The following is a 22948-nucleotide window of genomic DNA, read 5'->3' as shown; positions in this document are numbered from 1 at the left end:
CCCGGTGGAGCCTTTGGCTCCACCGGGGACCCGGCCGGACCGCGTGCCCGAGCTTTGCGGCGAAAAGCGTTTTGAAGGCAAACAGCATTGGCCATGGACTTTCCAGGCGGTCCATCGCTTCCGCTGGCGCATCCTGCACGAAACATCCACTACGCCGCGGGCCCTCCCGGGTCATGGCTCATTCCTCCTGAGAGGTTTCGCTCAATGGGCAAGGCCCTGTTCGCGAGCCCGGCACTGTCGACTTTCGAAATGGCACAGCTCTTCCTGACGACGGGCCTCGGAGCAGCCGAGCCTCGTAGCGGCGATCCGCGAGAGCGCCTCCGCCCTGCCCCGTCCCAGGGCACTCTCGCTGGCGGCCTGCGCAGGGGACAGGCGGCGGTAGGCCAGGGGCACCTTCCAGCCGCCCAGGGCCTCCACCAGCCGGAAGCCCATGTCCACCAGCCAGGTCGGGTAGCGGTCGCCCTGCCGGAGGGGATAGTGGAAGCGGTGGCGGGTCAGGTGGCCGGGCATCTCGCGCACCCGCTCGGCCCGGCACTGCATCACATCGCGCGTGTAGCGCAGCTTCCGGAGCATGTCGAGCGGGCGGAACGGCATCTGCATACCTCGTTGATTGTCGTTGGACGCCAGGTTGCATCTGCATAAAAAAGTGCTGCGCACCTTTGCCGGTGGGCAGCACAAGTGGAGATCGTTAAGCTCAGCCCGCCGCGCGGCAGGCCGGGCCGGTGTTCACTTGAGCACCCCGAGGCGTTGCGCGCCGTCGGTCGAGGCGACGAACTCGGCGATGTTGCCGACGCTCTGGTCGATCAGCCGCTGCATCGCATCGTTGCTGCTCCAGGCCACGTGCGGCGTGAGGATGAAGTTGTCCTGCTCGATCAACTGCAGGATCGGGTTGTCCGGCTGCACCGGCTCGTCCACCAGCACGTCCAGCGCGGCGCCGCCGAGGCGCCCGGCGAGCATCGCCTCGATCAGCGCGGCCTCGTTGACCACGCCGCCGCGGCCGGTGTTGACGATCACCGCGTCGGGCTTCATCCGCGCCAGCTCGGCGGCGCCGATCAGGTCGCGGGTCTCGTCGGTCAGCGGGCAGTTGATCATCAGCACGTCGCTGAGCTGCAGCAGCGTGTCCAGCGGTACGTAGCTGGGCCCGGCGTAGCGGCCGCCGCGGTCATGGAAGACCACGTGCATGCCGATGCCCCTGCCCAGTTCGGCCACGCGCTTGCCGATGGGGCCGTTGCCGACGATGCCGAGCACGCGGCCGCGCAGGTCGCGGATCGGGTAGTCGAAGTAGATGTTCCTGGGCTCGGCGGCGCCGCTGCGCACCCGCTGCATCAGGCGGCTGTAGCTGGAGACCTTGCGGAACAGCTCGAACATCATCGCCACGGCATGCTCGGCCACCGAGTAGGTGGCGTAGCCCGGCACGTTGCTGACCTTGATGCCGTGCGCCCGGCAGTAGTCCAGGTCGACGATGTCGGTGCCGGTCAGCGCCAGGGAGATCATCCGCAGGTCGGGCAACTGGGCCAGGTGTTCCTCGCGCAGCGGCACGCTGCAGGTCAGCGCCACGCTGGCGCCGCGCAGGTGCTCCACCACCTGCTCCGGGCGCGTGTAGCGGTGGCTGACCCAGGTGTGCTCGAAAGGCAGCTTCGGCACGCGGACGTCGGGCCCGATGCCTTCGTCGTCGAGGAAGACGATGCGATGCTTCATTGGAATGCTTTCCTATTTCTTCTGGGCGGGAACGTAGCCGGCGGGGGCCAGCGCGGCGAGCTGCGAGGTCAGGAAGCTGGCGTCCAGGTTGCGGTCCTCCAGGGACTCCTTGCGCACCAGCGCGTCACGCACCAGGTGGGCGCCGATGAAGCGGAACGGCTCCGGCGGGAACAGCTTCATCTTCTGGTTGACCAGGCCGCAGTTGGCCCACTCGTCGTTGGCCTCCTCCACCAGCGACTTGATGATCCGGCTGGCGAACACCGTGGTGCCGACGCCGTTGCCGGAGAAGCCGATGCCGAACACGATGTTCGGGTGGCCGCCCAGCTGGCCGAAGTTCGGCAGGCCCTTCATGGCGCGGTCGATCGGGCCGGTCCAGCTGCTGACGATGGGCACGTCGCTCAGTTGCGGGTAGAAGCTGCGCATCTCGGCAGCCACCTTCTGCGCCGCCGGCGTCGGGCGCTCGTAGAGGTCGCCGATCCTGCCGGCGAAGGCGAACTGCCCCAGCGGCTTGCCGAAGACGATGCGCCCGTCGGGGGTGTTGCGGTAGTAGTTGAGCACGGTGCGCGAGTCGGTGATGCACTCGCCGCCGCTGAAGCCGATCTGATCCAGGCGTTCCTTGACCGGCGCGGTGGCCACCATGTCGCTGGACATGACCGCGATCATCCGGCGCAGCTCGGGGAACTGCGCGCCCCAGGCGTTCATGGCGACGACCACCTTCTTCGCCCGCACGCTGCCCTGCGCGGTATGCACCACCGGCTGCTCGGAGCGCTCCAGGGTGGTCAGCGGCGACTTCTCGTAGATCACCACGCCCAGCTCCAGGGCCACCCGGCGCAGGCCGCGGGCCAGCATCGCCGGCTGCACGGTGGCGGCGTTGGGGTCGAAGATGCCGCCCATCATCCGCGCCGAACCGGTGCGCCGGCGCACCTCCTCGCGGGTGAGGTTGCGGAAGGGGTTGACGCCATGGCGTTCGAGGCTGTCGGTGAGCACCTTCCAGGAGTCCACCTGGCGCTGGTTGCTGGCGGTCCACAGCCAGCCGTCCTTGCGGTACTGCGCGTCGATGCCGTGCTCGCGGCAGAAGCTGCCGATCTCGTCGATGGCCGATTCGGCGGCCTCGCAGATGCGCCGCGCTTCCTTCTCGCCGCAGATGCTCATCACCGACAGGTACTTCGCCCACCAGTTGGTGGCGATGCCGCCGTTGCGGCCGCTGGCGCCGGAGCCGCAGCGGTCGCGCTCGACGATGACGATCCGGCGCTCGGGATGCGCCTGCTTCAGGCGGATCGCCGACCACAGGCCAAGGAAACCTCCGCCGACGATGCAGACGTCGGCCTGCTCATTACCCTTGAGCGAGGGGGCGAGGTGACAATCGCGATCCAGCGCCTGCGCATACCAAAAGCCACGGTACATGTGTATTCACCCACTGCGAATGTGATGGTTAGAACACATGTTGCCGAAGGGGACGGCCGGCCACTATCAGGTTACGGACAGATGCTAGAAGCCCGCTGCCGAGTCAATGCCGTTCGCTTGGGAAAGGATGCCGTTTCTCTGGCTGGGGGAACGGGATTTTCATATGCTCTGAAGGGGCGTTCCGGTGCGCTCGGGTATTTCATCGTAGGGCGCATAACGCCTATGGCGTTATCCGCCGAATCGCGGACGGAGTCCGCTACGCAGCCCCACCCGCACCATTCCCATGTAGGAGCGCGCCCTGCGCGCGAAATCGCGGGCAGGGCCCGCTCCTACAGGTAGCCGGGAAGCACGGTATTTCTCCCCCCGTAGCGGACCTTGTCCGCGATAACCGGCCATCCCGACGCGATTCGCGGATAAGATCCGCTACGCAGGCCCACCCGCACCATTCCCATGTAGGAGCGCGCCCTGCGCGCGAAATCGCGGGCAGGGCCCGCTCCTACAGGTTGCCCCGAGGCACGGCATTCCCCCGTAGCGGACCTTGTCCGCGATCGCCGGACATCCCGGCGCAATTCGCGGATGAGATCCCCTACGCTGCCCCACCCGCGCCATTCCCATGTAGGAGCGCGCCCTGCGCGCGATTCGCGGGCAGGGCCCGCTTACGGTTCCAGGAAGCACGGGCGTAGGAGCAACTGTCTTGCCGGCTGCACCGAGATGCACCTCAACGGATGGGTTGAGCCTTGGCGAAACCCATGCGGTCGTGGTGATGGGTATCGCTTCGCTCAACACCATCCTACGAAAAGCCATGCTCGCTCATGCGGTAGGAGCGGACCTTGTCCGCGATTGGACTCACCGGCCACGCCGGACGCCCCGCTGGCACGGCCAGCTGTCCGAAATCCCCCGGGGGGCGCCGAAATCTTATAGATTCCGAGAGCGTTGTTATATTTAAGACAGCCGGCCGGGATTAAGCTGCAGCCATCGCAGGGCATCGCGCGTGCGGCGCGGCCCCTGGCGATGCGACCTGGAGCGCCCGGCCCCTGCCGCCAGGGCATGAGGTAGAGGACAACAATAATGAAGATGTCCAGTGTGTACGAACCCGGTGGCGACGACGCCGAAGCCCCGGTGGTGAAGCCCGACCTGCGGGTGGGCTTCATTCTGATGAACCAGTTCACCCTGGTGCCTGTCGCCGGCCTGGTGGACTCGCTGCGCTTCGCCGCCGACAAGTCCTTCCGCAGCCAGCAGATCTTCTGCAAGTGGGACTGGATGACCTGCGACGACCAGCCGGTGACCGCCAGCTGCGGCATGCCGATCTCCCCGACCAAGCCGCTGAGCGTCATCGACCAGTACGACTACGTGGTGCTGGCCGGCGGCCTGCTGAGCGAGACGCGCAACCCGCCCGAATCCCTGCTGCAGCTGCTGCGCGAACTGCGCGCGGCCAAGACGCCGATCATCGGCCTGTGCTCAGGCTCCTTCGTGCTGGGCAAGGCCGGCCTGCTCGACGGCCGCCGCTGCGCCGTGCACTTCACCATCCGCGAGGAGTTCATGCAGCGCTTTCCCGAAGCGGAAGTGCTGGTGGACAAGAGCTACGTCGACGACGACGGCATCATCACCTGTCCCGGCGGCACCGCCATCGACCTGGCGGCCAAGCTGATCAGCCGCCACTGCGGGCTGATCCGCGCGCAGAAGGGCCTGGAATACCTGCTGGTGGACGACGAGGAAATCCAGCGCCAGGCCAGCGACGACAAGGCCCCGGTGACTGAGCTGCACGTCTACAAGAACGCCCTGGTGGAGCGCGCCATCGCCTACATGCGCAACCACATGGACTCGCCCACCTCGCTGCGCGAAGTGGCGGAAAGCATCGGCACCAACGAGCGCCAGCTGCACCGCGCCTTCATGTCCAGCACCAACGAGTCGCCCGCCCAGTACTGGCGCAAGCTGCGCCTGGACGAGGCGCGCAAGATGCTGATGAACACCGAGCTGCACGTCACCCAGATCGCCTACCTGACCGGCTTCTCCGACGCCTCGCACTTCATCCTCTGGTTCCGCAAGCAGTTCGGCGAAACGCCCTGCTCGTTCCGCAAGCGCCGCCACGACGTGGAAAAACTGATAAATTCCGGCCACTGAACGGCCCGCTCGCAGCGCCCTGCCGCCCCGGCGGCAGGCGCACGGCAACCCCGCATCTCATCCGCTCCCCCCACACAATCCCAGGGAAGGCCCCTGACGCCAGGCTCGGCGCCCGCCGAGCCACGCCCCGCCTCCCGCTTTCCGATCAAGGCACAGCATGACCACCGCCGCAGCGTCGCAACAAACCAAAGGCAACCTCCTGGGCATAGGCGCCATCCTGCTCTGGAGCACCATGGCCTCGCTCATGCGCCTGATGAGCGAGGCCTTCGGCCCCCTCGGCGGCGCCGCGCTGATGTACACGGTGGCCACGCTCTTCCTCGCCCTGCTGCTGGGCTGGCCTTCGCTGCGGCACTTCAGCCTGCGCTACCTGGTGGTGGTCGGGAGCCTGTTCGTCACCTACGAGATCGCCCTGTTCCTGGCGCTGGCCTTCGCCCAGAACCGCGCCCAGGCCATCGAGGTGGCCATGCTCAACCACCTGTGGCCCTGCCTGACCGTCCTGCTGGCCGCGCTGCTGCGGCTGCAGCGGGCCAGCCTCTGGCTGATCCCGGGGATGGCGCTGTCGCTGCTGGGGGTGGGCTGGATCCTCAGCGGCGGCCAGGGCCTGTCGGTGCAGAGCATCGCCCGCAACGCCGTGCAGAACCCGCTGAGCTACGGGCTGGGCGTCGGCTGCGCCTGCGTCTGGGCCCTGTATTGCTGCATCTCCAAGCGCATGGCGCCGACCAAGGACGGCACCGTGCCCTTCTTCGCCATGGCCAGCGCGGTGCTCTGGATCAAGTATGCCTTCAGCGACGAGTCCCTGGCCATGCCCGGCCTCGGCGGGGCCGGGCTGCTGGTGGCCACGGCGCTGGTCATCGCCCTGGGCTACGCGGCCTGGAACCAGGCGCTGCGCACCGGCAACCTGATGATGCTGGCCGCCACCTCCTATACCGCGCCGGTGCTGTCCTCGGCCTTCAGCTCGGTGATCCTCAGCACCGCCCTGGGCCTGAGCTTCTGGCAGGGCACGCTGATGGTGACCCTGGGTTCCCTGGTGTGCTGGTGGGCGTCGCGCAGCGGCTGATGCCCGCGCCCTGCCCGGCCGCCCGGCCGCGCACGTGCGCCAGCAGGGCCTGCAGCGGGTGCGGCAGGGCCTTGCCTTCCATGCGCTTGACCTGGCTGCGGCACGAGTAGCCGTCGGCCAGCAGGTTCGCCTCCACGCCATGCTCCGCGATCAACCGTCCCCAGGACTGCGCGTAGATGGCCCTGGAGGTCTGCAGGTTGCGCGTCTCGTGCCCATAGGTGCCGGACATGCCGCAGCAACCCGTGGCCAGCACCGTGAGTTCCAGCCCCAGCCGCTCGAACACCCGCTGCCACTGGCCGACGCTGGCCGGGGCGTTGGTCTTCTCGGTGCAGTGGGCCAGCAGCCGGTAGCCGGGCCGCTCCGCCCCCGTCGGCGCTTGCGTCGCCGGCAGCACGTCGCAAAGCCATTCCTGGATGAGTTGCACGCGGGGCGTGTTCTCGCCCAGCAGCTTGGCGTACTCCTGGCGGTACACCAGGGTCATGGCCGGGTCGAGGCCGACCAGGGGCACGCCGCACGCGGCCAGCGCCGCCAGCGCCCCGCCATTACGCCGCGCGGCCTTCTCGAAGGCGCCGAGGAAGCCCTGCACGTGCAGCGGCTTGCCGTTGGCGGCGAAGGGCGCCAGGTACACGCGGTAGCCCAGGCGCGAGGCCAGCTCGATCCAGTCGATGGCCACCGCCGTCTCGAAGTAGCGGGTGAAGGCGTCCTGCACGAACACCACGCTGCGCTCGCGTTCGGCCGCCGACAGGCCGGCCAGGCGCCGGGGCGTCGCCAGTTGCACGTCCCAGCGCGCGCAGGCCGCGTCGAAGTCCAGGCGGCTGAGCAGCGGGCTGTCGACCATGCCGGCCACCCGGGCGAGGAACAGGCGCACCGGGGCGAAGTCCATCAAAGCGTTGTACAGCCGCGGGAAGCGGGCGAAGAAGGGAATGCTGAACTCCAGCGAGCCGATCAGGTAGTCCTTCAGCGGGCGCCCATAGCGGCCGTGGTACAGCTCCAGGAAGCGCGAGCGGAACTCCGGCACGTTGACCTTCACCGGGCACTGCCCCGCGCAGGACTTGCACGCCAGGCAGCCGGCCATGGCGTCGTACACCTGGTGGGAGAAGTCGCTTTCGCCCAGGCGCCGGGCCAGGGCATTGCGCAAGCGCCACAGCGGCGCCAGCGGCCGCCCGCCCCGGCGGATCGCCGCGCTCTGCGCCAGCACGTCGACGCCCTGCTCACCCTGCAGGCGCAGCCACTCGCGGATCAGCGAGGCGCGCCCCTTGGGCGATTGCGTGCGGTAGCGGGTGGCCTTCCACGACGGGCACATGGCGTCGTCCGGGTCGAAGTTGTAGCAGGCGCCGTTGCCGTTGCACTGCACGGCCGTGTCGTAGCTCTGCCAGACGCGCTCGTCGATGCGGCGGTCCAGTTCGCCGCGCAGGGTCACTTCGTCCACACCGGTCAGCCGTGCCTCCGGCAGGCTCGCCGGTGTGGCGATCTTCCCGGGGTTGAGCTGGTTCCACGGGTCGAAGGCCGCCTTCAGCGCCTGCAACTCGGGGTACAGCTCGCCGAAGTAGGCCGGCGCGTACTCTGAGCGCAGGCCCTTGCCGTGCTCGCCCCAGAGCAACCCGCCGTACTTGCGCGTCAGGGCCGCCACGCCATCGGAGATGGGGCGGATCAGCGCGGCCTGGCGCACGTCCTTCATGTCCAGCAGCGGGCGCACGTGCAGCACGCCGGCGTCCACGTGGCCGAACATGCCGTACTGCAGACCGTGGCCGTCGAGCAGGGCGCGGAACTCGGCGATGAAGTCCGCCAGGTGCTCCGGCGGCACCGCCGTGTCCTCGACGAAGGGCTGCGGCCGGGCCTGGCCCTCGACGTTGCCGAGCAGGCCGACGGCGCGCTTGCGCATGGCGTAGACGCGCTTCACCGCCTCGTCGCCGATCGCCAGGGTATGCCCCAGGCGCTGCACGGAGGTGTCGCTGCGCAGGTGCTCGACGAAGGCGTGGACGCGCTGCTCCAGCGCGGGCCAGTCGTCGCCGCTGAATTCGATCAGGTTGATGCCGAGGGTCGGCGTATCCGCATCCTCGGGGAAATACTCGGCCACGCCGTGCCAGACGATGTCGCGCATGGCCAGCAGCAGCACCTTGGAATCCACCGTCTCGATGGACAGCGGCCGCAGCGCCATCAGCGCCTTGGCGTCGCGCAGCGCGCTCATGAAGCTGGCGTAGCGCACGTTGACCAGCACCGAATGACGGGGGATCGGCAGCACGTTGAGCTTGGCTTCGACGATGAAGCCCAGGGTGCCTTCGGAACCGCACAGCACGCTGTTGAGGTTGAAGCGCCCGTCGGCCTCGCGCAGGTGCGCCAGGTCGTAGCCGGTCAGGCAGCGGTTGAGCCTGGGAAAGCCGGCGGCGATCAGCTCGGCCTTGCTGTCGGCGATGTCGCGCGCGCAGCGCAGCACCTCGGCGCGCCGGTCGCCGCGGGCGATCTGCGCCTGCAGCGCCGGTTCGTCCATGGCCGCGCTGTGCAGCACTTCGCCGCCCAGCAGCACGCTGTGCAATTCCAGCACGTGGTCGCGGGTCTTGCCGTAGGTGCAGCTGCCCTGCCCGCTGGCGTCGGTGTTGATCATGCCGCCGAGGGTGGCGCGGTTGGAGGTCGACAGCTCCGGGGCGAAGAACAGCCCGTGGGGGCGCAGCGCGGCGTTGAGCTGGTCCTTGACCACCCCGCCCTGCACCCGCACCCAGCGCCGCTCGGGGTCGATCTCGAGAATCCGCGTCAGGTGCCGGGACAGGTCGACGACTATGCCCTCGGTCAGCGACTGGCCGTTGGTGCCGGTGCCGCCGCCGCGCGGGGCCAGCAGCACCTCGCGGAACTCGGCGCGGCCGGCCAGCTCGGCCAGGCAGACGACGTCCGCCGTATCCAGCGGGAACACCGCCGCCTGCGGCAGGCGCTGGTAGATGGAGTTGTCGGTGGCGAGCACCGTGCGCGTCGCCTGGTCCGGGGTGATCTCGCCGCGGAAGCCGGCGGCGCGCAAGCGCTCCAGGAACGCGCGATAGACCTTGGCGAGCCGGGGTTCGGCGGGGAGACGGGCGATCATCAGCGTTGCGCCCAGGCCTGGATCTCGATGCGGTAGTCGGGGCTGGCCAGCTGCGCGCCGACGCAGGCGCGGGCCGGCTGCAGCACGCCGCCGACCCAGGCGTCGTAGACCTCGTTCATGGCCGCGAAGTCCTGCATGTCGGCCAGCCAGATCTGCACCCGCAGCAGCCCTTCGCGGCCGACGCCGGCCTTGGCCAGCAGGGCGTCGAGCTGGGCCAGCACGTCGCGGGTCTGCCCGGCGATGCCCGCCGCGCAGTCGTTGGCCACCAGGCCCGAGGTTTCGATCCTGTCGCCGGCGATGACCAGTTTGCTGGCCCTGGGCGATGCGTCAATACGGGTAATCATGCTGCGCCGGCGCCTCAGAAGATCACGTAGGTCTTGCGGAAGGGTTCGCGGATGTCCCACACGCCTTCGCAGTTGGCCGGGAAGAACACCGCGTCGCCGGCGCGCAGCTCCAGCGGCTCGCCGCCGTCGGGGGTGAAGATGCACCAGCCGGAAACGACGTGGCTGAACTCGCGGTTCATGATGTGCCGGCGGAACACCCCCGGGCTGCTTTCCCAGACGCCCACCGAGGCGGAGGACGCCTCCAGGGTGACGTCCTGCCCCAGGCGGGCCTGGGCGACGAGGTCGCCGACCGGCAGCTTGGCCGGGGTCGGTTCGCCCATGGGCGATTGCGCGGCGTTCTTGATCAGGGTCGGTTTGACGGCCATGGGTTCGGTTCCTCTTCAAGGGGTGCCCGGGGCCTGCCCGGGCGGATTCGTAAGGGTTGCGCGCCGTCAGCTTTCCAGGCCGGCGCGGTGCTGGCCCCAGCACAGGCTGGCGTTGACGCCGAGGGACAGGAACGGCTGCGGCGGGTTGCGGCTGGGCCCCGCGCTGGCGAGCAGGAAGTCGATCAGTTCGTTGCGCTGGCCGGCCAGCCAGTCGGCCAGCAACGTGCCGGTGCCGGTGCCGCGGGTGATGCCCAGGCCGTTGCAGCCCAGCGCGCCGTAGACGTTGGGCGCCAGCTCGCCGAAGTGGCCGGCGTGGTTGCGCGTCATGCCCATGGCGCCGCCCCAGGTGTAGTCGAACGCCACGCCCGGCAGCATCGGGAAGCGATGCTCGAAGGAGCGCCGCTGGGCCGCCGCGGCCCGTGCCAGCAGGCGCGCGTCGATCCTGCCGCTGGGGTTGAAGCTGAAGCTGTTGCGCACCAGCAGGCGCTGGTCCGGGGTGCGCCGCAGGGTGCTGCCGAAGGGGTCGGCGGGGATGATTCCCCAGACCGGCTTGCCGCCCAGCCGCGCCTGCTCTTCCTCGCTCAGCGGGCGGGTCATGCTGGCGTAGGTGAACACCGGCAGCAGGCGCCCCTTGAGGAAGCCGAACTGGGTGGCGAAGGCGTTGTTGGCGAGCACCAGCTTGTCGGCGACCACGCTGCCCGCGGCATGGCGCAGGGTGATCGGCCCGCGGTAGTCCACCTCGGTGACGGCGCAGCGCTCGAACAGCGAGACGTTGGCCGGCAGGCTGTCGGCCAGGCCCTTCACCAGGCTCGCCGGCTGCAACAGCAGGGTACCGGGGGTGTACAGCGCGCGGCGGTAGAAGGAAGTGCCCAGGTGCGCGGGCAGCTCGTCGGCCTCGATGATCTGGTAGGCCTGGCCGAGCTTCTCCAGGCCGCTCTTGTAGGCTTCCAGCACCCGCAGGCCCTTGTCCTCCACCGCCGCCTGGTACTTGCCCACCGGCTTGAGCTGGCAGTCGATGCCGTGCCGCGCCACCAGCGAGGTGATCACGCCCTGGGCGAACAGGTTCAGCTTCAGGCTCATCCGCGCAATGGCCGGATCGCCGATGTAGTCGGGCGCGCCTATGTCATGGGGCAGGTCGATGGCGAAACCGGAGTTGCGCCCGGACGAGCCGAAGCCCACCTCCTGGGCCTCCAGCAGCACGACCTCGTCGGCCGGGAAGTTCAACGCCAGTTGGCGCGCGGCGGCAAGCCCGGTCAGGCCCGCCCCGACCACCGCCCAGCGCGCCCGCACCTGGCCGCCGCGGGCGGCCCGCGGGGTGCGCGGGGGGCTGAGGTGGAACCAGCCGCAGCCATTATCGTCAGCAGGGGTTTCTTGTATTTTCACGGTGTTCTGCTCTCACAACGGATGGCGAATTCTGGAGCGCGCGCCAGCCCGGCGCCTATAACGAAAAGGACGATTGCCAGCAGGTTTCCCCTCGCCCGCCCACGCCGGCCGTGCCCAGCTCCCCTGCCCGCCGGTCCCGCGGCCGCGAACGTCCTATCACTTGTCCCGGTCGTTATATGGCAAGCCGGCGCGCGGGTGAGATAGTGGGCCGATCGAATCGAGAGCCAGGCACGCCGCGCGTGCCGCGGCAAAGGGGGTAATCATGCACAGCCTTGGCATACTGGGCGTCGGCGAGCTGACCGAGAAGGTCGTGCGCGGCCTGCGCCGCAGCGGTTTCGACGGGCGCATCCTGCTGTCGCCGCGCAACTACGAGCGCTCCGCCCAACTGGCCGCGGACTGCCGCGCGCAGGTGATGGACAGCAACCAGGCGGTGGTCGACGCGGCCGAACTGCTGGTCGTCGGCGTGCGCCCCGACGCCCTGGCGGCGCTGGCCGACGAGGTGCGGGTGCCGCCGGGGCGCAAGCTGGTTTCGCTGGTCGCCGGCGTCGGCCTGGCGCAACTGGCCGGGCACTTCCCCGGAGCCCGCTGCGTGCGGGCGATGCTTTCCTATGCGGCGCAGTTCAACCAATCCACCGTGGTGGTCTGCCCGCCGGATGCGGCCACCGAGCGGGCGCTGCGAGCGCTCGGGCACCTGGTGGTGCTGCAGGAGGAAGCCGACTTCGAACTGGCCACCGTGGCCGCCTGCATGAACGGCTGGTTCTACTTCTTCCTCCACGACCTGCAGCAATGGCTGGTGGAAAAGGGCCTGCCCGCCGACAAGGCGCGCAGCCTGGTGCTGGACAACATGCAGGACTGCATCGCCAGCGCCCGCCACCACCCCGGCGTCGACCTCAGGACCCTCGGCCAGGCCATCGCCACGCCCGGCACCTACACCGCCAACGGGCTGGACATGCTCAACCACCTGCAGGCCAACGCCCACTGGGGCGCCGCCTGCGAAGTGGTGCTGGACGCGCTGCTGACCCGCTCGAGCGGGCCCGGCGCCTAGCGCCCCCGCCCGCGACCGTTTGGCGCAACGCCGCGCCCTTCGCGCCAGCGGGCCTATGCTCCACCGGGTGGCGCCGCGCCGCCGCCCAACCCTCCACTCCCCGAAATACCGAGGTAGCAAGCAAGATGGCCAAGGCCGCCGATGTGGTTGTGCAATGCCTGGAGAACGAAGGCGTCGAATACGTCTTCGGCATTCCCGGCGAGGAGAACCTCGACCTGCTGGAATCCCTGCGCAAGTCGACGATCAGGCTGGTGCTGACGCGCCACGAGCAGTCCGCCGGCTTCATGGCCGCCACCTACGGCCGCCTGACCGGCAAGACCGGGGTGAGCCTGTCGACCCTCGGCCCCGGCGCCACCAACCTGGTCACCGCCGGCGCCTACGCCTACCTGGGCGGCATGCCGATGCTGATGATCACCGGGCAGAAGCCGATCAAGAAGTCCAAGCAGGGCCGCTTCCAGATCCTCGACGTGGTCGGCATGATGCAGCCGCTGACCAAGTACACCCACCAGTTGGCCTCGGCCGACAACATCCCCTCCCGCGTGCGCGAGGCCTTCCGCCTGGCCGAGGAAGAGAAGCCCGGCGCCGTGCACCTGGAGCTGCCCGAGGACGTCGCCGCCGAGCAGACCGACAGCCTGCCCATCCCGCGCAGCCTGTCGCGCCGTCCGTTGGCCGAGCACAAGTCCATCGAGGCCGCGGTGGAGAAACTGCAGGCCGCGCGCAGCCCGATCCTGGTGATCGGCGCCGGGGCCAACCGCAAGATGACCGCCAAGGTCCTCAAGCAGTTGATCGACAAGACCGGCATCCCCTTCGTCACCACCCAGATGGGCAAGGGCGTGGTGGACGAGCGCCACCCGCGCTTCCTCGGCAACGCCGCGCTGTCCTCCGGCGACTTCGTGCACCGCGCGGTGGAGGCCGCCGACCTGATCGTCAACATCGGCCACGACGTGATCGAGAAGCCGCCGTTCTTCATGGTCCGCGGCGGCACCGAGGTGATCCACGTGAACTTCCGCTCAGCCGAGGTGGACCCGGTGTACTTCCCGCAGGTGGAAGTGATCGGCGACATCGCCAACGCCGTGTGGCAGATCGGCGAGGCGCTGCGCGACACCTCGCACTGGGACTTCGGCCGCCTGCTGGCGATCCGCGAGGCCAACGAGGCCCAGGTCGCCGAAGGCGCCGACGACGCGCGCTTCCCGCTGTACCCGCAACGCCTGGTGGCCGACGTGCGCCGCGCGCTGCCGTCGGACGGCATCGTGGCCCTGGACAACGGCATCTACAAAATCTGGTTCGCCCGCAACTACAAGGCGCACATGCCCAACACCGTGCTGCTGGACAACGCCCTGGCGACCATGGGTGCCGGCCTGCCCTCGGCCATGGCGGCGCACCTGGTGTACCCGCAGCGACGCATCCTCGCGGTGTGCGGCGACGGCGGCTTCATGATGAACAGCCAGGAGCTGGAAACCGCGGTGCGCCTGGAGATGAACCTCACGGTGGTGATCCTGCGCGACGACGGCTACGGGATGATCCGCTGGAAGCAGGCGAACATGGGCTTCAGCGACTTCGGCCTGGACTACGGCAACCCGGACTTCGTGCAGTACGCCCGGGCCTACGGCGCCCAGGGCCACCGGGTGGAAAGCGCGGAGGGCTTCCTGCCGCTGCTGGAGCGCTGCCTGAGCACGCCCGGGGTGCACGTCATCGACTGCCCGGTGGACTACTCGGAGAACGACCGCATCCTCAACATCGAGCTCAGAACCCGCAGCTCGGAAGTCTGACCCCCATGGACGCAGCGGCCCGCCCCGGGCCGCTGGCCAGCCTTCGCCCACTCGAATCCACAGGAGCATTGCATGCAACTGAAAGACCCTTCGCTCTTCCGCCAGCAGGCCTACATCGACGGCGCCTGGGTGGACGCCGACAACGGCCTGACCCTGAAGGTCAACAACCCGGCGACCAACGAGATCATCGGCACTGTGCCGAAGATGGGCGCCGCCGAGACGCGCCGCGCCATCGAAGCCGCCGACCGCGCCCTGCCGGCCTGGCGCGCGCTGACCGCCAAGGAGCGCGCCAACAAGCTGCGCCGCTGGTTCGAACTGATGATCGAGCACCAGGACGACCTGGGCCGCCTGCTGACCCAGGAACAGGGCAAGCCGCTGGCCGAGGCCAAGGGCGAGATCGCCTACGCCGCGTCCTTCTTCGAATGGTTCGGCGAGGAAGCCAAGCGCGTCTACGGCGACATGATCCCCGGCCACCAGCCGGACAAGCGCCTGATGGTGATCAAGCAGCCCATCGGTGTCACCGCGGCCATCACCCCGTGGAACTTCCCCTCGGCGATGATCACCCGCAAGGCCGGTCCGGCCCTGGCCGCCGGCTGCACCATGGTGCTCAAGCCCGCTTCGCAGACGCCGTATTCCGCCCTGGCCCTGGCCGAACTGGCCGAGCGCGCCGGCATCCCGAAAGGCGTGTTCAGCGTGGTCACCGGCAGCGCCGGCGAAGTCGGCGGCGAGCTGACCGGCAACCCCATCGTGCGCAAGCTGAGCTTCACCGGTTCCACCGAGATCGGCCGCCAACTGATGGCCGAGTGCGCCCAGGACATCAAGAAGGTCTCCCTGGAGTTGGGCGGCAACGCGCCCTTCATCGTCTTCGATGACGCCGACCTGGATGCCGCCGTGGAAGGCGCGCTGATCTCCAAGTACCGCAACAACGGCCAGACCTGCGTCTGCGCCAACCGCCTGTACATCCAGGACGGCGTGTACGACGCCTTCGTCGAGAAACTCAAGGCTGCCGTGGCCAAGCTGAACATCGGCAACGGCCTGGAGAGCGGCGTGACCACCGGCCCGCTGATCGATTCCAAGGCCGTGGCCAAGGTCGAGGAGCACATCGCCGACGCCGTGGGCAAGGGCGCCAAGGTCGTCGCCGGCGGCAAGCCCCACGCCCTGGGCGGCACCTTCTTCGAGCCGACCATTCTGGTCGACGTGCCGAACGACGCCGCCGTGGCCAAGGAAGAGACCTTCGGCCCACTGGCGCCGCTGTTCCGCTTCAAGGACGAGGCCGAGGTCATCGCCATGGCCAACGACACCGAGTTCGGCCTGGCCTCCTACTTCTACGCCCGCGACCTGGGCCGCGTGTTCCGCGTGGCCGAGGCCCTGGAATACGGCATGGTGGGCATCAACACCGGATTGATCTCCAACGAGGTGGCGCCCTTCGGCGGCATCAAGGCTTCGGGCCTGGGCCGCGAAGGTTCGAAGTACGGCATCGAGGACTATCTGGAAATCAAATACCTGTGCCTGAATATCCAGTGAGCCTTCGGCACAAGTTCAGCTGACAACTTTCCGCCAGTGGCGCACCGGGAGTCGCCACTGGCGTTTTTTATTTTCGGGCCGCCGTTTTCAATATCGCATTAATTGTCTTTGTACTTATATCCCGCACTCACGCCTCGCTGAATCATGCCCTCTCCCGCCGAACCAACGGCAGACAAACCGAGGAACTTGCCATGCCCGTAATCCGCGTCACCTGGTTCAATGACAAGAGCGACTCCGTGAAGGCGGAAGTCGCCGCGGAGTTCACCCGCGTACTGGCCGAGAAGACCGGCATGGACAGCAAGTGGATCCACGTCGTCTTCGAGAACGTCAGCCCCTGCGACTGGGCGGTGGCCGGCGAGCTGTTCGCCCGGCCCGGCGAGGATCCGGCCTAGCGGATTGCGCCGCGGCGCCCGGCGTCGCGGCGCCCTTCCCGCCCTCTGCAGGCCCCGCCCGGCGCGGCCTGCAGCCCGCGAGCCAGAGCGCCCGCGGCCCTCCAGAAGGAATCTCCTATAAGTAGTCAGGCCTGTTATATGGCCGCCAAAGCCCTCGGTGAGATAGTGCTGACCAGGCTGTGGTTCGTATCTGTACGCCAGGAAAAGAAAGGATGCAGGGCCGCGCCGGCAAGCGTCGGCGCGACTTCCCGTGGCCGTGCCGGGCCGATGCACTCGTGCAGATAAAGCCACTGAACAATTCCAACAAGAAACAGCTGTTTGTTCCGCCGGCGAGCCTTGTCCGGCCCCCCATGGACAAGCATGCTGAGCGCTGACGGAGGCTCCATGTCCAACAATCACAAGATTTCATTGGAAGATGCATCGCTGAACAGCTTCCACAAGAAGCTGGCGATCTATTCTTCCGGCGCCCCATTCCTCGACGGCTACATACTGAGCATCATCGGCGTGGTGATGGTGCAACTGAGCCAGGCGCTGCAGCTGAGTTCGTTGCAGGAAGGCATGATCGCCGCGGCCTCGCTGGTGGGCATGTTCTTCGGCGGCTTCGTCGGCGGCCTGTTCACCGACCGGCTCGGGCGCAAGACGCTGTACGTGCTGGTGCTGGTGGTCCTGGCACTGTTCTCCCTGTGCCAGTTCTGGGTCGCCTCCGCCTGGTCGCTGATCGCCCTGCGCCTGATGCTCGGCGTCGCCATCGGCGCCGACCACCCGCTGGCCACTTCCCTGCTGGCCGAGTTCCTGCCGAAGAAACAGCGCGGCTCCATCCTCGCCAGCCTGGTGATGATGTGGTTCGTCGGCGCCGCCGTGGCCTACATCGCCGGCGAGCTGATCCTGCGCAGCGCCGGCCCGGACGCCTGGCGCTGGGCCCTGGCCAGCGCGGTGGTGCCGGCGGTGCTGTTCCTGGTCATGCGCGCCGGCACCCCCGAGTCGGCCCGCTGGCTGCTGAGCAAGGGCCGCGTGCAGGAGGCCGACCAGGTGATCAAGAAGGTCTATGGCGAGCAGTACTCGGTGCGCAACCTGCCGGAGAAGACCCCGGAGCAGCACGTCTCGGTCTGGTCGCTGTTCCACTCCAACTACGGCAAGCGCATCTTCTTCGTCAGCATCTTCTGGACCTGCTCGATCATCCCGCAGTTCGCCATCTACGCCTTCGCCCCGAAAATCCTCAGCACCATGGGCCTGACCGGCGAGCTGGCGGCCTGGGGCGCAGTGGCCATCACCGTGATGTTCGTCTTCGGCTGCCTGCTGGGCGTCCGCCTGATCAACCCGCTGGGCCGGCGCAACATGCTCATGCACAGCTTCCTCTGGTCGGGCCTGGCCCTGTTGCTGCTGGGCCTGTGCCCGGACGGCGCGGCCCTGCTCACGCTGATGTTGTTCGGCAGCTACGCGCTGTTCATCGGCGGCGCCCAGGTGCTGCAGTACGTGTACCCCAACGAGCTGTTCCCCACCTCCATCCGCGGTTCGGCTGTGGGCCTGGCGACCTCGCTGTCGCGCATCGGCGCGGCCGTCGGCACCTACCTGGTGCCCCTGTCGCTGGACGGCATCGGCATCGCCAACACCATGTTCGTGGCCTTCGGCGTCTCCATGGTGGGCCTCTTCGTCACCTGGCTGATGGCCCCGGAAACCCGTTCCCTGGACCTGCACCAGGCCAGCTCGCTCAGCTACTGAACCCGGCCGACAGGCAGCACGGGCCCGCGCATGGCGGGCCTCCTGCCGTCGGACGGAACCTCGACCCCGGGCCCCGCCCGCAGACGTACAGGTAGAAAAGATGGCATTCAAGAGAACGATCCACGCGGTGGACACCCACGCCGGCACGCCCATGCGCGTCATCACCGGCGGCGTCCCGCACATCCCCGGCAACAGCGTCTACGAGAAGATGAAGTGGCTGGAGGAAAACGACGACCAGCTGCGCAAGCTGATGCTGCGCGAGCCGCGGGGCTACCCGGCGCACTGCTGCAACATCATAGTGCCGCCGACGCACCCGGAAGCCGACGCCGGCTACATCATCATGGAGCAGATCGAGTACCCGGTGATGTCCGGCGGCAACACCATCTCGGTGGTGACCGTGCTGCTGGAGATGGGCATGCTGCCGATGCGCGAACCGGTCACCGAACTGGTGCTGGAGGCCCCCGCCGGGCTGATCCGGGTGAAGGCCGAGTGCAAGGACGGCAAGGTCAGGGGCGTCACCTTCCAGAACGTGCCGGCCTTCGCCGCGCACCTGGACGCGACCATCGACGTGCCGCACCTGGGCAAGGTCAGGGTCGACGTGGGCTGGGGCGGGATGTTCTACGTCATCGCCGACGTCCGCCAGTTCAAGGGTCTGGAACTGATCCCGCAGCACGGCGCCGAGATCGCCCGCATCTCCTCGATGATCCGCCAGGCGGCCATCGAGCAACTGCCGGTGGCGCACCCCGACTACCCGGGCATCGGCATCACCATCTCGCAGCTGTCCGGGCCCAGCGACGACCCCAGGGCCGACTGGAAGAACGTGGTGACCATGGCCTCGGGCGAGTTCTCCTGGGACGACCCGGCGACCTGGACCGGCGCGCTGGACCGCTGCCCCTGCGGCACCGGCACCTGCGCCAAGATGGCCACCCTGCACGCCAAGGGCGAGCTGCCGCTGGACCGGGACTTCCGCCACCAGGGCATCGTCGGCAACATCTACACCGGTCGGCTGATCGAGGAAACCCGCATCGGCGAGCGCAAGGCGGTGGTCCCCACCATCACCGGGAAGAGCTGGATCTACGGAATCAACACCTTCGTGCTGGACCACGACGATCCCTTCACCGAGGGCTTCACCATAGGTGACATCTGGGCTTGAGCAGCCTCCGTCACTCATGATCCACCCCGAGGGCGCCTTCCCAGCCGAAGGCGCCCTCGGCGTTTTTCAGCCAGGCATCCAGGAGGATGGAAGAATGCAAATGATCGACGCCGCGCAGATCCGCGCGCTGCTGGACTGGGAAGGCGTGCTGCAGGCGCTGCAGCAGGCGCACCTGGGCGCGCGCCCCGCCGGCGACAGCTACTTCATCGGCGACGCCGAATACGGACTGTTCAGCCGCGGCGTGGTGCTGCCCGGCTACGGCGCCGGGGTGAAGGTCTGCTCCATCTACCCCGCCGGCAACGCCGCGACGCCGCCGGTGCCGACCGAGCAGGCGGCCTTCATCGTCATCGACGAGGCCAGCAAGGCCATCGCCGCCATCCTCGACGGCCCCGAGATCACCCGCTGGAAAACCGCCGCGGATTCGGCGCTGGCCGCCCGCAAGCTGAGCCGCGAGGACAGCGCCGTGCTGCTGGTCATGGGCGCCGGGCCCATCGCCCAGGCCCTGGCGGACGCCTACCTGCACATCCGCCCATCCCTCCGCGAGGTGCTGCTGTGGAACCGCACGGCCGCGAAGCTCATGGCGACCTGCGCCGAACTCCAGGCCAGGGGCGTGAACGCGCGGATCGTCGACGACCTCGACCCGGCCGTGGCCCGCGCCGACATCATCGCCTCCGCCACCAGCGCCCCCACCCCGCTGATCCGCGGCGAGCTGGTGCGCCCCGGCACCCACCTCGACCTCGTCGGCGGCTACCGCGCGGACATGCGCGAGGCGGACGACCAGGCGGTGGCCAACGCGCGGATATTCGTCGACGACCGGGGCAGCGCGGCCTGCGCGGGCGACATCCTGGGGCCGCTGCAGGCCGGCGTCATCCAGCCCGGGCAGATCGAGGGCGATCTCTACGACCTGTACCAGCGCAACCCCTTCGCCCGCGCCGCCACGGAGCGCACGCTGTACAAGAACGCCGGCGGCGCCCATCTGGACCTGGTCGTCTGCCAGTACGCCCTGGGCCGGCTGAAAGCCCGGGCGAAGGGCCTGGGTGCATAGGGCGGAGTCCGCTCGGTTCCAGGAAGCACGGGCGTAGGAGCAACTGTCTTGCCGGCTGCGCCGAGGCGCTCTTCGTAGGATGGGTTGAGCCTTGGCGAAACCCATGCGGTCGTGGTGATCGCTTCGCTCAACACAATCCTACGCGGCCTCATATTTGCCGGAAGGCGTAGGAGCAACTGTCTTGCCGACTGCGCCGAGGCGCTCTTCGTAGGATGGGTTGAGCCTTGGCGAAACCCATGCGGTCGTGGTGATGGGTATCGCTTCGCTCAACGCCATCCTACGCGGCCTCATATTTGCCGGAAGGTGTAGGAGCAACTGTCTTGCCGACTTTGCCGAGATGCTCTTCGTAGGATAGGTTGAGCCTTGGCGAAACCCATGCGGTGGTGGTGATGGGTATCGCTTCGCTCAACGCCATCCTACGCGGCGTCATATTTGCCGGAAGGTGTAGGAGCAACAGTCTTGCCGGCTGCGCCGAGGCGCTCTTCGTAGGATGGGTTGAGCCTTGGCGAAACCCATGCGGTCGGGGTGATGGGTATCGCTTCGCTCAACACCATCCTACGGGGTGGTTTGCCGGCGGGCGTAGGAGCGGACTCTGTCCGCGATTGGACTCACCGGCCACACACCGGTCACCCTGGTGGCACAGCTAACGGCGGATAACCGTGATCAGGATGACTCAGCATTCACCGCCCACTCCGAACGGCCCCCTCTCCCTTTGGGAGAGGGTTGGGGTGAGGGGCGGAGCCAGGATTGGAACGCCTTCGCTGAACCAGGGCAGCGCTTGGATGAACAGCATTACGGGCGCAAAGGGACTCGAGCTCCCGAGCAGACTCAGCGCACCGCCGCCACCCCCTGGCTACGCGGGTTCGGCAGCTCCCGCGCATTGACCATGGCCTCCGCCAGCCGGCGGAAGGTCACGGTGCCCAGCGGCTTCCCGCCCGGCGAGACCACCGTGACGTCGCCGTCCGGCGCCAGCGCCAGCGTGCGCACCGCCTCCTCCACCGTGGTGCCGGCGGGGATGGTCATCCCGCTCGCAGCGGCGCCCGCGCGCGCCGGCGTCATCACCGCCTCGACGTGCAGCACCCGGCCCCGGTTGACCTCCTTGACGAAGTTCGCCACGTAGTCATCCGCGGGGCGCAGGACGATGTCCTGGCTGCTGCCCTGCTGGATGACCTGGCCGTCGCGCAGGATGGCGATCTGGTCGCCCAGGCGCAGGGCCTCGTCGAGGTCGTGAGTGATGAATACTATGGTCTTCCTGATCTCCTTCTGCAGGTCCAGCAGCACGCTTTGCATGTCCATGCGGATCAGCGGGTCGAGCGCCGAATAGGCCTCGTCCATCAGCAGCACGGGCGCGTCGTTGGCCAGCGCGCGGGCCAGGCCCACGCGCTGCTGCATGCCGCCGGACAACTGGTTGGGGTACTTCTTCTCGAAGCCCTTGAGCCCCACTCGCTCGATCCAGCGCATGGCGATGTCCAGGCTCCTGGCGCGGGGCAGCTTCTGGATGTCCAGGCCGTAGACGGTGTTCTCGATCACGTTGCGGTGGGGCAGCAGCGCGAATTTCTGGAACACCATCGCGGTCTGCTGGCGGCGGAACCCGCGCAGCTCGGCCTGGCTCATCTTGACCACGTCCACGCCGTTGACCAGCACCTCGCCCGCGGTCGGGTCGATCAGCCGGTTGATGTGGCGGATCAGCGTGGACTTGCCCGAGCCGGACAGCCCCATGATCACCTGGATGCAGCCCGCCGGCATGTCCAGGTTGATGTCCTTCAGGCCCAGGACGTGGCCGAAGCGCTCCATCAGCTCGGTCTTGCCCATGCCCTGCTTCACCGCCTCGACGTGGGCCGCCGCGTCCGGGCCGAAGATCTTGTAGAGATTGCGAATGCTGATGCCGTCGAACTGCCGCTCAGCCATGGACCACCTCCAGGTGTTTCTGCAGCCGCTGCCCGTAGGCCTGGCTGATCCGGTCGAAGATGATGGCGATGCCGACGATCGCCAGGCCGTTGAAGATGCCGAGGGTGAAGTACTGGTTGGCGATCGCCTTCAGCACCGGCTGGCCGAGGCCCTGCACGCCGATCATCGAGGCGATGACCACCATGGCCAGGGCCATCATGATCGTCTGGTTGATGCCGGCCATGATGGTCGGCAGCGCCAGGGGCAGTTGGACGTTCCGCAGCTTCTGCCAGCTGGAGGACCCGAAGGCGTCGGCCGCCTCGAGCACGTCCTTGTCCACCAGGCGGATGCCCAGGTTGGTCATGCGGATCATCGGCGGGATGGCATAGATGACCACCGCTATCAGCCCCGGCACCCGGCCGATGCCCAGCAGCATGACCACGGGGATCAGGTAGACGAAGCTGGGCATGGTCTGCATCACGTCGAGCACCGGGTTGACCAGGCGCTGGAGGCGTTCCGAGCGCGCCATCAGGATGCCGATCGGCAAGCCCATGGCGATCGACAGCACGGTGCAGACGAAGATCATCGATACCGTGCGCATGGAGTCGTCCCACATGCCGAAGTAACCGATCGCCAGCAGGGTGGCGAGCGCGCCCAGCACCACCTTCAGGCTGCGGCTGGCGACCCAGGCGATGGCCAGGACGATGAGAACGATGATCGGCCAGGGCGTCTGCGTCATGAAACGCTCGGACAGCAGCAGGAACTTCTGCAGGGGGGCGAAGAAGTTCTCGATACTATCGCCATGGCCACGGGTGAACGAACGGAAGCCCTCGTCGATGACCTGCTTGAGGCTGCGCAGGGAGTCATCGTCCATCTGGGGAAAATCCTGAAACCAGCTCATGTGATTGCCCTTTTCCGATATGCCGGGCTCATTCTTGTTTTCTCCCGGCCGAGAGAGCGCAGCGCAATGGT

The 22948-nt window shown here is 68.1% G+C and carries 18 protein-coding genes; 9 read left to right on the top strand and 9 right to left on the bottom strand.

The window, feature by feature from the left end; all coding sequences use genetic code 11:
* Nucleotides 1–201 precede the first annotated feature (201 nt).
* The 3 genes from PcP3B5_RS31985 to PcP3B5_RS13125 all read right to left on the bottom strand — a co-directional run bounded on the left by PcP3B5_RS31985 (nucleotide 202) and on the right by PcP3B5_RS13125 (nucleotide 3102).
* Entirely contained in the window at nucleotides 202–573 is a 372-nt protein-coding gene (locus tag PcP3B5_RS31985; RefSeq protein WP_203228550.1) for a hypothetical protein, read from the bottom strand.
* Between the two features lie 153 nt (nucleotides 574–726).
* The gene (locus PcP3B5_RS13130) at nucleotides 727–1698 is read right to left on the bottom strand and encodes a D-2-hydroxyacid dehydrogenase (RefSeq protein WP_061561515.1); all 972 of its coding nucleotides are present in this window, start codon (nucleotides 1696–1698) and stop codon (nucleotides 727–729) included.
* A gap of 12 nt (nucleotides 1699–1710) precedes the next feature.
* Nucleotides 1711–3102, bottom strand: coding sequence for an NAD(P)/FAD-dependent oxidoreductase (locus tag PcP3B5_RS13125; RefSeq protein ID WP_009619761.1), 1392 nt, complete (start codon nucleotides 3100–3102; stop codon nucleotides 1711–1713).
* Nucleotides 3103–4170: 1068 nt separating this feature from the next.
* Between PcP3B5_RS13125 and PcP3B5_RS13120 the strand changes: the two genes are divergently transcribed.
* Together PcP3B5_RS13120 and yddG are read left to right on the top strand one after the other, a co-directional pair.
* Complete coding sequence (locus tag PcP3B5_RS13120; protein ID WP_009619760.1) at nucleotides 4171–5223, top strand: GlxA family transcriptional regulator; 1053 nt, start codon at nucleotides 4171–4173, stop codon at nucleotides 5221–5223.
* A gap of 157 nt (nucleotides 5224–5380) precedes the next feature.
* Nucleotides 5381–6280: an aromatic amino acid DMT transporter YddG gene (gene yddG / locus PcP3B5_RS13115; RefSeq protein ID WP_009619759.1), complete on the top strand. Its 900-nt coding sequence runs from the start codon at nucleotides 5381–5383 to the stop codon at nucleotides 6278–6280.
* On the opposite strand, the gene ydiJ is transcribed toward yddG, so the two are convergent.
* From ydiJ to PcP3B5_RS13095, 4 genes are all read right to left on the bottom strand, one after another.
* Nucleotides 6189–9350 carry a D-2-hydroxyglutarate dehydrogenase YdiJ gene (ydiJ, locus tag PcP3B5_RS13110; protein WP_061561514.1) on the bottom strand — a complete coding sequence of 1054 codons (3162 nt, stop codon included), beginning with the start codon at nucleotides 9348–9350 and terminating at the stop codon, nucleotides 6189–6191. The two genes, yddG and ydiJ, sit on opposite strands and share 92 nt — an antisense overlap.
* Nucleotides 9350–9694, bottom strand: a complete 345-nt coding sequence (locus tag PcP3B5_RS13105; RefSeq protein ID WP_009619757.1) for a RidA family protein — start codon at nucleotides 9692–9694, stop codon at nucleotides 9350–9352. Before PcP3B5_RS13105 ends, ydiJ begins: the two co-directional genes overlap by 1 nt.
* A 14-nt stretch (nucleotides 9695–9708) precedes the next feature.
* Nucleotides 9709–10059, bottom strand: coding sequence for a cupin domain-containing protein (locus PcP3B5_RS13100; protein WP_009619756.1), 351 nt, complete (start codon nucleotides 10057–10059; stop codon nucleotides 9709–9711).
* A 66-nt stretch (nucleotides 10060–10125) separates the two neighbouring features.
* The gene (locus PcP3B5_RS13095) at nucleotides 10126–11442 is read right to left on the bottom strand and encodes an NAD(P)/FAD-dependent oxidoreductase (protein ID WP_061561513.1); all 1317 of its coding nucleotides are present in this window, start codon (nucleotides 11440–11442) and stop codon (nucleotides 10126–10128) included.
* Nucleotides 11443–11704: 262 nt separating this feature from the next.
* Here PcP3B5_RS13095 and PcP3B5_RS13090 point away from each other — a divergent pair, with 262 nt between their 5' ends.
* From PcP3B5_RS13090 to PcP3B5_RS13060, 7 genes are all read left to right on the top strand, one after another.
* The gene (locus PcP3B5_RS13090) at nucleotides 11705–12487 is read left to right on the top strand and encodes an NAD(P)-binding domain-containing protein (RefSeq protein WP_061561512.1); all 783 of its coding nucleotides are present in this window, start codon (nucleotides 11705–11707) and stop codon (nucleotides 12485–12487) included.
* A gap of 125 nt (nucleotides 12488–12612) precedes the next feature.
* On the top strand, nucleotides 12613–14256 hold the full coding sequence (locus tag PcP3B5_RS13085) for an acetolactate synthase large subunit (RefSeq protein WP_043266505.1): 1644 nt from the start codon (nucleotides 12613–12615) through the stop codon (nucleotides 14254–14256).
* A gap of 72 nt (nucleotides 14257–14328) precedes the next feature.
* The gene (gabD, locus tag PcP3B5_RS13080; protein WP_061561511.1) at nucleotides 14329–15780 is read left to right on the top strand and encodes an NADP-dependent succinate-semialdehyde dehydrogenase; all 1452 of its coding nucleotides are present in this window, start codon (nucleotides 14329–14331) and stop codon (nucleotides 15778–15780) included.
* A 191-nt stretch (nucleotides 15781–15971) separates the two neighbouring features.
* Entirely contained in the window at nucleotides 15972–16172 is a 201-nt protein-coding gene (locus PcP3B5_RS13075) for a tautomerase family protein (protein WP_061561510.1), read from the top strand.
* A gap of 384 nt (nucleotides 16173–16556) precedes the next feature.
* Nucleotides 16557–17891 (top strand): MFS transporter, encoded by a 1335-nt coding sequence (locus PcP3B5_RS13070; RefSeq protein WP_061561509.1) that lies wholly within the window; start codon nucleotides 16557–16559, stop codon nucleotides 17889–17891.
* A gap of 100 nt (nucleotides 17892–17991) precedes the next feature.
* Nucleotides 17992–19044: a proline racemase family protein gene (locus PcP3B5_RS13065; protein WP_061561508.1), complete on the top strand. Its 1053-nt coding sequence runs from the start codon at nucleotides 17992–17994 to the stop codon at nucleotides 19042–19044.
* A 94-nt stretch (nucleotides 19045–19138) separates the two neighbouring features.
* Nucleotides 19139–20089: an ornithine cyclodeaminase family protein gene (locus PcP3B5_RS13060; RefSeq protein WP_061561507.1), complete on the top strand. Its 951-nt coding sequence runs from the start codon at nucleotides 19139–19141 to the stop codon at nucleotides 20087–20089.
* A gap of 828 nt (nucleotides 20090–20917) precedes the next feature.
* Here the strand turns inward: PcP3B5_RS13060 and PcP3B5_RS13055 are convergent.
* A complete protein-coding gene (locus PcP3B5_RS13055; RefSeq protein WP_058072393.1) occupies nucleotides 20918–21997 on the bottom strand; it encodes a quaternary amine ABC transporter ATP-binding protein in 1080 nt (359 codons plus the stop codon).
* Nucleotides 21990–22850: an ABC transporter permease gene (locus tag PcP3B5_RS13050; protein WP_009619743.1), complete on the bottom strand. Its 861-nt coding sequence runs from the start codon at nucleotides 22848–22850 to the stop codon at nucleotides 21990–21992. Before PcP3B5_RS13050 ends, PcP3B5_RS13055 begins: the two co-directional genes overlap by 8 nt.
* Nucleotides 22851–22948 lie beyond the last annotated feature (98 nt).

The organism is Pseudomonas citronellolis, assembly GCF_001586155.1.
In the GTDB taxonomy this organism is placed as follows: Bacteria; Pseudomonadota; Gammaproteobacteria; order Pseudomonadales; family Pseudomonadaceae; genus Pseudomonas; species Pseudomonas citronellolis.
The sequence above is the reverse complement of the archived record's forward strand: the minus strand, read 5'-3'. Positions and strand labels throughout refer to the sequence as shown.

What these genes read in the sequence shown, in the direction of transcription:
- PcP3B5_RS31985 (WP_203228550.1), bottom strand. Translation starts at nt 573, where the DNA reads ATGCTCCGGAAGCTGCGCTACACGCGCGATGTGATGCAGTGCCGGGCC.
- PcP3B5_RS13130 (WP_061561515.1), bottom strand. Translation starts at nt 1,698, where the DNA reads ATGAAGCATCGCATCGTCTTCCTCGACGACGAAGGCATCGGGCCCGAC.
- PcP3B5_RS13125 (WP_009619761.1), bottom strand. Translation starts at nt 3,102, where the DNA reads ATGTACCGTGGCTTTTGGTATGCGCAGGCGCTGGATCGCGATTGTCAC.
- PcP3B5_RS13120 (WP_009619760.1), top strand. Translation starts at nt 4,171, where the DNA reads ATGAAGATGTCCAGTGTGTACGAACCCGGTGGCGACGACGCCGAAGCC.
- yddG (WP_009619759.1), top strand. Translation starts at nt 5,381, where the DNA reads ATGACCACCGCCGCAGCGTCGCAACAAACCAAAGGCAACCTCCTGGGC.
- ydiJ (WP_061561514.1), bottom strand. Translation starts at nt 9,350, where the DNA reads ATGATCGCCCGTCTCCCCGCCGAACCCCGGCTCGCCAAGGTCTATCGC.
- PcP3B5_RS13105 (WP_009619757.1), bottom strand. Translation starts at nt 9,694, where the DNA reads ATGATTACCCGTATTGACGCATCGCCCAGGGCCAGCAAACTGGTCATC.
- PcP3B5_RS13100 (WP_009619756.1), bottom strand. Translation starts at nt 10,059, where the DNA reads ATGGCCGTCAAACCGACCCTGATCAAGAACGCCGCGCAATCGCCCATG.
- PcP3B5_RS13090 (WP_061561512.1), top strand. Translation starts at nt 11,705, where the DNA reads ATGCACAGCCTTGGCATACTGGGCGTCGGCGAGCTGACCGAGAAGGTC.
- PcP3B5_RS13085 (WP_043266505.1), top strand. Translation starts at nt 12,613, where the DNA reads ATGGCCAAGGCCGCCGATGTGGTTGTGCAATGCCTGGAGAACGAAGGC.
- gabD (WP_061561511.1), top strand. Translation starts at nt 14,329, where the DNA reads ATGCAACTGAAAGACCCTTCGCTCTTCCGCCAGCAGGCCTACATCGAC.
- PcP3B5_RS13075 (WP_061561510.1), top strand. Translation starts at nt 15,972, where the DNA reads ATGCCCGTAATCCGCGTCACCTGGTTCAATGACAAGAGCGACTCCGTG.
- PcP3B5_RS13070 (WP_061561509.1), top strand. Translation starts at nt 16,557, where the DNA reads ATGTCCAACAATCACAAGATTTCATTGGAAGATGCATCGCTGAACAGC.
- PcP3B5_RS13065 (WP_061561508.1), top strand. Translation starts at nt 17,992, where the DNA reads ATGGCATTCAAGAGAACGATCCACGCGGTGGACACCCACGCCGGCACG.
- PcP3B5_RS13060 (WP_061561507.1), top strand. Translation starts at nt 19,139, where the DNA reads ATGCAAATGATCGACGCCGCGCAGATCCGCGCGCTGCTGGACTGGGAA.
- PcP3B5_RS13055 (WP_058072393.1), bottom strand. Translation starts at nt 21,997, where the DNA reads ATGGCTGAGCGGCAGTTCGACGGCATCAGCATTCGCAATCTCTACAAG.
- PcP3B5_RS13050 (WP_009619743.1), bottom strand. Translation starts at nt 22,850, where the DNA reads ATGGACGATGACTCCCTGCGCAGCCTCAAGCAGGTCATCGACGAGGGC.